The 11,880-nt window shown below is 46.5% G+C and carries 8 protein-coding genes and 1 tRNA gene; all 9 read left to right on the top strand.

Going from position 1 to position 11,880, the window contains the following annotated elements; genetic code table 11:
• Positions 1-394, top strand: a 394-nt coding sequence (locus VF500_RS22975) for a carboxymuconolactone decarboxylase family protein (protein ID WP_330861914.1), incomplete at its 5' end; no start/stop codon positions are given.
• Positions 391-966 carry an NAD(P)H-binding protein gene (locus VF500_RS22970; RefSeq protein WP_330861913.1) on the top strand — a complete coding sequence of 192 codons (576 nt, stop codon included), beginning with the start codon at positions 391-393 and terminating at the stop codon, positions 964-966. The genes VF500_RS22975 and VF500_RS22970, both read left to right, overlap by 4 nt.
• Before the next feature lie 19 nt (positions 967-985).
• The gene (locus VF500_RS22965) at positions 986-2,041 is read left to right on the top strand and encodes an NAD(P)-dependent alcohol dehydrogenase (protein WP_330861912.1); all 1,056 of its coding nucleotides are present in this window, start codon (positions 986-988) and stop codon (positions 2,039-2,041) included.
• Between the two features lie 814 nt (positions 2,042-2,855).
• Complete coding sequence (locus VF500_RS22960; RefSeq protein ID WP_330861911.1) at positions 2,856-5,987, top strand: TonB-dependent receptor; 3,132 nt, start codon at positions 2,856-2,858, stop codon at positions 5,985-5,987.
• A 14-nt stretch (positions 5,988-6,001) separates the two neighbouring features.
• Positions 6,002-7,357 (top strand): RagB/SusD family nutrient uptake outer membrane protein, encoded by a 1,356-nt coding sequence (locus VF500_RS22955; protein WP_330861910.1) that lies wholly within the window; start codon positions 6,002-6,004, stop codon positions 7,355-7,357.
• Positions 7,358-7,366: 9 nt separating this feature from the next.
• Positions 7,367-7,437: transfer RNA gene (locus VF500_RS22950), tRNA-Cys, on the top strand.
• 29 nt (positions 7,438-7,466) lie between these two features.
• Positions 7,467-8,828: a DoxX family protein gene (locus VF500_RS22945; RefSeq protein WP_330861909.1), complete on the top strand. Its 1,362-nt coding sequence runs from the start codon at positions 7,467-7,469 to the stop codon at positions 8,826-8,828.
• Positions 8,829-8,854: 26 nt separating this feature from the next.
• A complete protein-coding gene (locus tag VF500_RS22940) occupies positions 8,855-10,465 on the top strand; it encodes a hypothetical protein (protein ID WP_330861908.1) in 1,611 nt (536 codons plus the stop codon).
• 11 nt (positions 10,466-10,476) lie between these two features.
• Positions 10,477-11,880: NAD(P)/FAD-dependent oxidoreductase (locus tag VF500_RS22935; protein WP_330861907.1), on the top strand; the 1,404-nt coding region annotated here is incomplete at its 3' end.

Below are 11,880 nucleotides of genomic sequence, written 5' to 3'. Positions count from 1 at the left end.
GCCGCTGGAAGGCCAGTCAACCACTACACCCGAAACACGTTACGATAAGGGGCTGGCGGTTCAGAAATCCATTTTTGGTGAGGCTATCGATAAGATGTACCAGGACGCCCATGATGATCAAAAGCATCTGCAAAAATACCTTTCGGATAATTGCTTCGGCGATTATTACACCCGAACCGGGCTTGATATTAAAACCCGGGAGCTGGTAACATTCAGTGTGCTTATTGCTTTAGGCGGGGTTGAGCCGCAGGTAAAAGGACATGTTCAGGGAAACCTGAATGTGGGGAACAACAGGCAAACCTTAATTAATGTTACAACCCAGCTACTACCTTATATCGGCTATCCCAGAACGCTCAACGCTATTAAATGTATTAACGAAGTAACAGGCTCATGAAAAATGTAATTATCCTTGGGGCAAGCGGCAGCATAGCCGGGCATGTTATTGAGATATTAGCAGGTGATGCTGATGTTAACCTCACACTTTTCGCACGTAATGCCCGTCGTATAAAAAATGCTGGCGCTAATAGCCATGTTGTTGAAGGGGATGCGCTTAACTATAATCAGCTTAAGGCTGCGATTGCCGGACAGGATGTTGTGTACGCTAACCTTTCGGGCAATCTTGAAGCTATGGCCCAAAATATCGTGAAAGCCATGGAATCGGCAGGGGTTAAAACGCTCATCTTTATCAGCTCTATAGGTATTTACGATGTGCCGTTACGGGCAGTTTTACAACCTTACCGTAAGGCTGCGGATGTTATTGAGGCTTCATCCCTTAACTATACCATACTGCGCCCAACCTGGTTCACCAATGTAAAGGAGGTGGACTATGAGATAACTCGTAAGGGTGAGCCTGAAAAAGGATCAGTGATCTCGCAAAAAAGCCTGGCAACATTCATTACCAAAATAATTGAAGCCCCTGGAAAATATGCCCGCGAAAGTTTAGGTATCAATAAACCGAATTCATAATCATCAAACAATAAAATCAATGGAAACAAAAAATATTAAAGCTTTTGGGGCAGATGCAGCCGCTGCTGCCTTAACACCAATGCAAATACAGCGCAGGACCTTAACCCCGCATGATGTAGAGATCGAGATCCTTTTTTGCGGTATTTGTCATTCTGATCTGCACCAGGTTAAAAATGATTTCGGCGGGGCTATGTTCCCCATGGTACCCGGACACGAAATGGTGGGCCGTGTTACTGCCATAGGTGATCATGTTACAAAATTTAAGGTGGGTGACCTTGCCGCAGTAGGTTGTATTGTAGATAGTTGCCGCGTGTGCGAGTATTGCAAAGAGAGCCAGGAGCAGTTTTGCGATGAAGGCGTTACATTTTCTTTTAACTCTGCCGATAAAACTCATGGAGGGTATACCTTTGGGGGATATTCGGAAAGTATTGTAACCGACGAGAAGTATGTACTGCATGTGCCCGAATCGTTAGATCTGGCAGCAGCTGCACCATTACTTTGCGCAGGTATAACAGTTTACTCACCACTGAAACACTGGAACGTTGGCCCCGGAACTAAGGTTGGTATTTTGGGCATTGGCGGCCTTGGGCATGTTGCTATTAAAATAGCCAAAGCCATGGGGGCACATGTGGTGGTACTCACCACTTCCGCAACAAAGGTGGCCGATGCCAAACGCCTTGGTGCAGATGAGGCTGTTTTGACAACCGATCCGGCTCAAATGGCTAAATTAACACGTAGCCTTAATTTTATCCTGGATACAGTATCAGCCAAACATGATGTTAATGCTTATCTTAATTTATTGAAACCGGATGGCAGTGTGGTACTGGTCGGCCTGCCGCCCGAACCGTTATCTATAGCTGCGTTTAGCGTTGTTGCCGGGCGTCGTAGTTTTTCAGGCTCCAACATTGGTGGCATAGCCGAAACCCAGGAAATGCTGGATTTTTGTGCTAAACATAACATCACCGCCGATATCGAACTCATCAATATCCAGGATATCAATGAAGCTTATGAACGCCTTGAAAAAGGCGACGTACATTATCGTTTTGTGATAGATATGGCTTCGTTGAAGAACTAAACGATATTGAAATGAGGGTAAACGTTTGCTTATAGCCGCGTGTATCGCTTTATTAATTTCATTCATGAAAGAGGTTGCACCTGGAAAAAGGGGCAGCCTCTTTTGCTTTGATGCCTGTTTGCACCATGGCAGGCGTTACCGCCATAGGCGTTCGGAAGATGAAATTATCTTTATTTTTAAATAAAAAAGCATGTCGTTGCGAGCGTAGCGCGGCAATCTCGTAGCCAATGCATGTCCGCCCTGTATAGCTACGAGATTGCTTCGTCGTTCCTCCTCGCAATGACATTACTTTTTAAACCGACATTCCCAACCTACATGCATCTTCCGAACACTTATGTATTTTTACCGGCTCAAAAATCGTTTTACCTGTTATTGTAACAAATTAAATATATAGTCTATAGATTTGGTAGTTTATTTTTTAATTTCTATGTTTGTCGCCGTACTAATAAAAAAACAAGGGTGATGAACACTTCTTTTACTAAACAAGCAGTACTTCCTGAACAGTCACACCGAATGCACGCTTCTCCAAAAGCATGTATGTGCAGTTGTTGTAAATAACATGATCTATTCGTGAAATTGATTATAGCAGGTTAACAAACCGGCCCTGCATCGCTATGAAAAGAATGATTTGAATTGTAAGGTACCTTAACACTGCATATGAACTAAACTATACTACCCCTGATTAAAAAATAACCGGCAAGGAAGCCTTGCCGGTGTGGCGAATGACAAACCAGCTACGTAACGCCAATCACTCCGCCGGTTTGCATCTGAGCTAAACTAAACGCATTGATCATTTATTTTAACCTCGTTAAATATGGAAATATTTATCCGTAAAAACACAACTGTACTTTCCAAATATCTTTTCCTGCTTTTGTTCTTTTTGCCTATTGCAGCAGTGGCCCAGCAGGAGCCGCCCGCAACCGTTAATTCAATTTTAAAAGGACGTGTATTTGATGCTACCACCCGGGATGTGCTTCCGGGTGCTGTAGTGTCAATTAAGGGCACAACGCACGCGGTTTCAACCAGTGCCGAAGGTCGTTTTGACTTTGTAACCGGCCAAAAATTCCCTTACACATTGATCATCCGTTTTATAGGCTATGATCCGCAGGAAATTGTTGTTAACGGCAGCCCGGTTGAAATTTACCTGAAACCTATTCCACAACAATTAAACGATGTGGTAGTGGTAGGCTACGGTACCAAAACCCGTAAGGACCTGATCAGCTCGGTATCAACCATAAAGGCCGATGAAGTAAAGAAAACCCCGGTTGCCAGTTTTGACGCCCAGTTGCAAGGCAAAGCGTCAGGTGTGCAGATCAACTCCAACACCGGTGTACCGGGCGATGGGATCTTTATCCGGGTACGCGGTACCACATCTATCAATGCCAGCAACGATCCGCTTTATATAGTTGACGGTGTGTTTTTGAATAACACCAGTTTGCAAACTGTTAGCACCGGCGGCAGGGCAACATCGCCTATTGCCGATATCAATCCTGATGATATTGAGAATATCGAGGTATTGAAGGATGCCAGCGCTACAGCTATTTACGGCTCACGTGGTGCAAACGGTGTGGTTATCGTTACTACCAAACGCGGTAATTACAACACGAGGCCCAAGATCAACCTTAACGTTTCGCAGGGATTGGCATGGGAGCCTAAAGGCAGGCTTTGGAAACTCACTACAGGTCCTCAGCATGCCGAAATAGTAAACGAGTTTTATCGTAACTCTGAAGCGGATGCTGTTGCAGCTGGTAATGCAGCCGGTATTAAAACCTACGCTTACGTGCCCTTCCGTGCTGCTGATGATAACCCTACCGCTTCACCGGCACCACGTGGCTTACCATCTCAACAAAACACCTACGACCGTTTGAGCGAGCTGTTCCGCACAGGTAACCTGGCTAACTATGATCTGTCTTTAGAAGGTGGTTCAAAAGATACCAAATACTATATAGGAGCCGGCTATACCAAACAACAGGCTGATATCAAACCAATCGACTTTAGCCGTTTGGGTTTTAAAGTAAACCTCGACCAACGTATCAGCGATAGGGTACAGGTGGGTACAAGTAACAGCATTTCGCGTTCGTACCGCAACCAGGCTCGTTCGGGTGATGGTCCGGCGGGAGGTTTGTTCCAATCGGCATTGCATACACCAACTTATCTGCCCGAAACCAACCCTGATGGTACGCCTGCCCGATATGCGGGTTTTGATAACCTGCAGGTGCTGTTGAACAACTACGATGTAAACACCACAAGCTTACGCTACATAGGTAACGTATATGCCGATATCGAGATATTGAAAGGACTGAAGTTCCGCTCAAGCTGGAGTGTTGACTACAATAACTACAACGAATCTGAATACTGGAACGACAAAACACAGTTAGGCGCATCGCCTACAAACGGCCTTGCAACATCGGCCATAACCCAAAGCAGCGCCTGGATCAACGAGCAAACCTTAACTTATCACCACCTTTTTGGCCAAAAGCATACGTTAGATGTTGTGGCGGGTAATACCTTGCAAAGCAATATTGTACAGCTAACATCTGCCCAAGGAACCGGCTTCCCTAATAATGCCTATACTGATATCTCGGCAGCATCAACACGTACCGCCAATCAGACCTGGATAAAGGCTAACCTTTCATCATACTTCTCGCGTATTTCATACAACTATGCCAGCAAGTACTACCTGGAGGTGAGTGCCCGTGCCGATGGTTCGTCGAAATTTGGTGCCAACAATAAATGGGGGTACTTCCCATCGGTAGGTGCTTCATGGCGTGCTAAGGAAGAAAGCTTTTTGAAAGATGTAAATTCCATCAGCGATCTTAAACTGCGTGCCAGCTATGGTGTTACCGGTAACCAGGCCGGTATCAATAACTTTGCGGCACAGGGTTTATGGAGCGGTGGTGCCGGCTATCCTGATAACACAACAGGCGGAGACAAAGCCGGTACAGCTCCGCAGCAATTGGCAAACCCTAACTTGAAATGGGAGCGTACAGCGCAGGCTAATGTGGGCTTTGACCTCGGCTTGCTGAACAATCACCTGAATTTATCTGTCGACTTGTACTCGAAACAAACCAGCGATGTACTGTTGCAATTGCCGGTGCCCGATATTACAGGTTACAGCACTTACTACAGCAACGTAGGTAAAATAAGCAATAAAGGCTACGAGGTAAGCATCAGCTCAAACAACATCAAAACCAAAGATTTTAGCTGGAGCAGCAGTTTTAACATTTCAGGCAACGTTAACAAGATCAAATCGCTTCCGGTGCCAATCAACCAGTACAGCCGCGATTGGATCCGCATGCAGCAAGGTTATTCCATGTTTTCGTTCTGGATGTATAAACAATTAGGTGTCGATCCGCAAACCGGTAATGCCATATTTGAGGACGTTAACAAAGATGGCGTAATCAACACATCAGATCGCCAGATAGTTGGTAACGCGCTACCCAAATATTTCGGAGGCTTAAGCAATACCATTACCTACAAAGGTTTCGACGCCAGCTTCCTGTTCAGCTTTGAAGAAGGTAATAAAGTGCTTAACCTTAACCGTTTCTTCGGCGAAGGTGGCGGTACCCGCGATGCCAACCGTGTAATATTTGCCAGCCAGCTAAACAGGTGGCAAAAACCGGGTGATATTACCGATGTGCCTCGCTTAACTGCTTACGGCAATAACTACACACTTGAGCAAAACAGCCGCTTCCTGGAAGATGGCTCATTCATCCGCCTCAAATCATTAAGCCTTGGTTATACACTGCCAAAGGCGCTTACGCAGAAAATTGATATCCAATCGCTGCGCATTTATGTAGTAGGCAGTAACCTGCTGCTGTTCACGAAATATACAGGCCCCGACCCGGAGGCTAACGTAGGCGGCGGGCAGGATGTGCAGGGTATTGACCTGGGTACGCCGCCTCAGCCGCGTTCAGTTCAGTTAGGTGTAAATATTACTTTATAAGGAGGGCAACGATCATGAAATTACTTAAAACTTTAAAATATACAATCCCGGTTCTATCGCTTGTGACGCTGGCTTCCTGCAAAAAATTCCTGGAGGTGCAGCCCAAGGATTCGGTATCCGATTCACAAACCATTGTCGACCGTGCATCGGCCGAAACCGCTGTGCGCGGCATTTACAGGGCATTATCTGCCGATAATTACTATGGTGTAAACTTTGTTTCGGTAGGCTATTTATCGGGCGATAACATCCAGTGGACAGGCTCGCAATCCATCGTACAGCAATTTATTGATCATAATGTAAAGGCAGATAATGCTACGGTATCAGGGATCTGGCTGGCTATTTACACTACTATAAACCGCGCAAACTATGTAATAGCCAAATTACCAGGCGTTACCGATGCCACGCTTACTACGGCCGAAAGAAACCAACTGCTGGGTGAAGCTTACTTCATCAGGGCGTTATGCTACTTTGACCTTGCACGTACCTGGGGCGGTGTACAGATCGTGACCACGCCAACCATATCGGCTACTGATAAAAACGGCATCAAACGCAGTACCGTTGAGCAAACCTATGCACAGGTGCTAAGCGATCTGAACGCTGCCGAACCATTGTTGCCCCTGCCAACCGCGCAAAACCCGGTGAGGGCTAATAAAGAAACCGTTTATGCCTTAAAAGCAAGGTACTACCTGTATCAAAAAGACTGGACTAACGCCGAAAACTATGCTACGCTCGTGTTAGGCGATACACAGAATTATTCGCTGTTAAAGCCGTATAGTGCATGGTTTGCCAATAATGTGGTTGGAACTAAGGAGTCGGTTTTTGAACTGGCATACAGCGCTACTTATACCAACGGTCACCGCGGGCAATGGCAGCCGCCTGCCAACAGCGGTACCCGCCAATGGGCTCCTAACAGTACGTTCTTAGCGCTTGTAAATGACCCTACGATAGGTGGCAACCGCAGCGCTTTGGTTGCCAAAACATCAGCAGGTTTATGGTACGGTAACCTGTACTACCGCAGCCCGGCAACCGATCCGGCTTACATTATCAGGATTGCCGAAGAATACCTGATCCGTTCTGAAGCCCGTGCCCAGCTTAACAAACTTGGCGATGCCCTTACCGACTTAAACGCTGTACGTGACCGCGCAGGCTTAACAGCTACAACCGCCGTTTCGCAAGCTGATATTTTACTGGCTATTGAAAACGAACGCCGCATTGAGTTTGCATTGGAGGGCCACCGCTGGTTCGATCTCGTGCGCACCGGCAGGGCAGCAGCGGTGCTGGGTGTAACAGATACTAAGAAAAATATACTGCCTATCCCGGTTGATCAGCTGAATGTTGATCCGGCATTAACGCAGAACCCGGGGTATTAACGGACATAAAGCCGGGTGACTGAGCGGATAAGTAGAGGTCTGCAAAACCTTGCACGGCAGTTCGAATCTGCCCCCGGCGTCTTCTAAATCAATTTAAAAACATAAAACAATGAGCACATTAACCACCAACCAAACCAAATGGAAGGAATACGAAAAGGGGGCTTTTCGGTTCTTCTTCATTTACTTTGTGCTGCAGGCACTTCCGCTTGATTGGAAGTACTTCGGTAACCTGTTCCGCATTCAATGGGGCAGCCTTAGTTTTGGCGATATTTTTTATATCAGCCGTTATACGCCGCAATTTATATCAGGCAGCAGTACACCCGGCACATGGGGCATTGGCACCCTTGCCGATTGGGCGCTGATAGCCGGTATTGCACTGATTGGGGCGATTATCTGGAGCATCCGCGATAAAAAGAGCGAGAATTATAATAAACTATATTACTGGCTGCGGGTGATCCTGCGCTATCGTTTGGCTATCGGCATCATTGCTTACGGCTTTATCAAATTTTTTCCGCTGCAATCACCACTGCCTTCATTAAGTAACCTTAATACCTCTTACGGCGATTTTAACCGATGGAAACTATTCTCTCTGAGCCTGGGTATAGTGCCGGGTTATGAGTCGTTTTTGGGTCTGGTGGAGATCGTAGTTGGCATGTTGCTGCTATTCCGTAAAACAACAACTTTTGGAGCGGTGATCATCCTGGTATTTACTGGTAATGTGTTCATCTCCAATATAGCTTATGACGGTGGAGAGGCTATTTATGCACTTTATTTGATCAATATAGCGCTGTTCTTAACGGTTTACGACGCACTGCGCATTTACAACCTGGTTGCTTTACGTAAACCAACAGCGCCCAATACAGTGAAAATTTCATTAAGCGGGCAATGGCGTACATCACGTTTGGTGCTAAAAAGCCTGTTCATTTTCTTTTTCGTGTTCCTGTACGGCTATAAAACTTATGCCGCCTATCACCATGATATTTACCAGTATCCAAAGGCTAAAGGATTGGCCGGCGTGGCCGGTTTATATAATGTAAGTGACTTTAAAGTTAACAACAAACAACTGCCATACTCCCAAACGGACACCGCACGCTGGAACGATGTTGTTTTTGAAAAATGGGCCACCATTAGCATTGGTTCGTTAAAAAGATATAAGGCAGATACAGCTACTACCGAAGAGATCAGCAGCAGGGATAAAGACCGCAGATATGAACTTGACGGCACAACCGGTCGCGCTTATTATAGCTATGTAGCCGATACGGTAAACCATGTTTTGCTGCTCAAAAATAGGAACAGTAATTACAAGGCCGATCAGTTTACACTGCATTATACTAAACCTGCAAACGGCACCATCATCCTGACAGGCGTTGACCATAACCGCGATTCGATATATGTGCAGCTGGACAGGATCAACAAAAAATACCTGTTGCAGGAAGCCGCGCAGGGCAGGAGCAAAGCACTTAAACTTTAAGATCTGAACTTTTAAAGATATTTATCATGGCAACAACAGTAATAAATCCGGAGGCAGAGCAAGTTGGCAACGCTGTACCGGAAGGCAGGCCCGGTAAACCGGCCTCTGCAACAGAACCGGCCGTAAAGAAGGAGTGGACAGCTACCCAGCGCGTGGCTTTCCGTATTGCTTTTATCTTTTTTATCATCATGTGTATCCCGGTAACGGGCGAGTGGTGGAATAACCTGGTTACGATCAACTGGTTTCATTTGCATTACCGCGATCTATATGATATAGCGCGGTTTTCGCCAAGCATTTACAAATTTCAAAACCCTGCATATAACCTGTTAGGTTATGTCGATTGGGTTGAAGCGCTTGCTATAGGTATCGTTGGTGGCCTCATTTGGACGGCCCTCGATAATAAAAACAAGCAATATCATAACCTGTATTACTGGCTGCGCGTGGTGGTGCGGTACAGGGCAGGTATAGGCATAATCGGGTTCGGCTTTACAAAGCTGTTCCCGGTTCAAATGCCTTACCCTTCATTAGGGGTACTTAACGCACATTTCGGCGACCTTACCGCGCAAAAGATCTACTGGCTTTCGGTGGGTATTGTGCCCTGGTACCAGGTATTTGCCGGCGTTGTTGAGCTGGCTGCAGGTACCATGTTATTCTTCCGCAAAACCACCACTTTTGGCGCAATATTATTACTTGGCGCTTTAGGAGATATTACCTACGTAAACTTTGCTTATGATGGCGGCGTACACGTTTATGCATCATACTTTGTGCTGTTTTCGGCGTTTTTATTATGGTACGACGCGGTGCCGGTTTATAACCTGATCGTTAAAGAACGTTTCACCGTGCCGCCGGTTTTGATCCCGGTGTTCACCCAAAAATGGCTTAAAACTACGCGCATTGTCTTAAAAACTGCTACCGTCGGCATTTTCCTGGTTTGGTTATTCTATTTGCAATATGTAAACTTTAAATATGATCCGTACAAGCAACCAGGTACCAGCGGCGTAAAACAGTTACGGGGTAATTATAACGTAAGCGAGTTTAAGCTCAACGGGCAGGATATTCCTTATTCGCCTTTGGATTCGGTACGCTGGCAGGGGGTAACGTTCGAAAAATGGTCGTCATTAACGTTTAACGTTAACAAACCATTAAATCTCGACCTATCTAATGGCGGTGGCTCGCCAATGCGGGATATCAACCGTAATTTCGAGCTTACGGGTGTAGCCGGCGGCAAACGGGTATTTTATTACGATGCCGATACCGTGAACAAAGTACTTTATTTACAAGATAAATTACCGGAGTTTACTAAACGCAAAGGTAAGCGTGGTAGCCGTGGCGGCGATAAAGCTGGCGATAACAAACCGGCAAAATCATTTATCCCTGCGGAAGCGAATATCCGTAATGAAGTAACCGCTATTGATCCGGCTGCGCAGTCAACCCGCCGTGAGCGCGGTGTGCCCCAGGAGCTGAAAGACAAGCGTAAACGCGCTCATATGGTGCTAAATTATACTGCTGATGCAAACGGATCGCACATTGTACTGACCGGTAAGGACGACAAGAAAAATGATGTGTATATTGTGCTTGACCGCGTAAACCGTGAATACGCGCTTACCGACAGTAAGTTAGTTGCGGGCAAATACTAAAACAGATACCAATGAAACCGGAAAAACGCGATTATGATGCAGTGATAGTAGGCTCAGGGCCAAATGGCCTTGCGGCAGCCATCTTATTACAGCAAAACGGGCTTTCGGTTTTATTGCTGGAAGGAAAGGACAAAATAGGCGGCGGCTTACGTACCGAAGAACTCACCCTGCCGGGCTTTAAGCATGATGTTTGTTCGGCCGTTCATCCGCTGGCTGCAGGTTCGCCATTTTTTGAAACGCTGCCATTGGAACAATTTGGCCTGGAATATATTTACCCGGAAGTTGCCGCAGCGCATCCATTTGATAACGGGACTGCTGCGGTGCTTAAAAAGTCCATCATTGAAACTGCTGATTTTTTGGGTGCCGACAGGGATGCCTATATCAAACTGATGGCGCACCTGGTAAAATCATGGCCGGGTTTAGCACCTGATGTATTGGGGCCGCTTACCTTTCCGAAGCACCCGGTTGATCTGGCCATTTTCGGACTGGATGCTTTAACCTCGTCAACCCATTTAGCCAAACGCTTTAAAACCGAAGAAGCCAAAGGGCTTTTGGCGGGCATGGCGGCACACAGTATTCAGCCTTTAACCAATCTGACCACATCGGCTATTGCTTTGGTGCTGATGGCTAACGGACATTTAAAAGGCTGGCCGGTGCCTAAAGGCGGCTCGGTAAAAATAGCGGATGCACTGGCTTCCTATTTTACATCAATAGGGGGTAAGATTGAAACCAGTACCTACATTAACTCTTTTGATCAGTTGCCATCGGCAAACGCGGTTTTGTTTGATGTTACGCCAAAGCAGTTATTGCAAATTGCCGGGCATAAATTTTCATCGCTGTACAAATGGCAACTGGAACGTTACCGCTACGGAATGGGAGTGTTTAAGGTAGATTGGGCGCTTGATGATGTCGTTCCGTTTAAGGCAGAAGGTGCAAGGCAAGCTGGAACAGTGCATATAGGCGGCACGCTAAAAGAAATTGCAGCCGGTGAACAGCAGATCTGGGAGGGTTTACATCCCGAAAAGCCGTTTGTGTTGCTGGCCCAGCAAAGTCTTTTCGATAGTACACGCGCTCCCGAAGGCAAACACACGGCCTGGGCCTACTGCCATGTGCCTAACGGATCAAATAAGGATATGACCGATATCATCGAGAAGCAAGTGGAGCGTTTTGCCCCTGGTTTCCGTGAACGGATCATTGGCAGGCACACTTTCAATACCCGGCAGCTGGAAAACTATAACCCCAATTACATCGGCGGGGATATCAACGGCGGGGTTATCGATATCGGGCAGTTGTTTACCCGGCCGGTTTTACGGCGCTCACCTTACCGCACATCGGCAAAGGGGATCTATATCTGTTCATCATCCACACCACCGGGAGGAGGGGTGCATGGCATGTGCGGCTATCATTCGGCCAAA

Source organism: Mucilaginibacter sp. (assembly GCF_036383575.1).
Taxonomy (GTDB): domain Bacteria; phylum Bacteroidota; class Bacteroidia; order Sphingobacteriales; family Sphingobacteriaceae; genus Mucilaginibacter.
The sequence above is the reverse complement of the archived record's forward strand: the minus strand, read 5'-3'. Positions and strand labels throughout refer to the sequence as shown.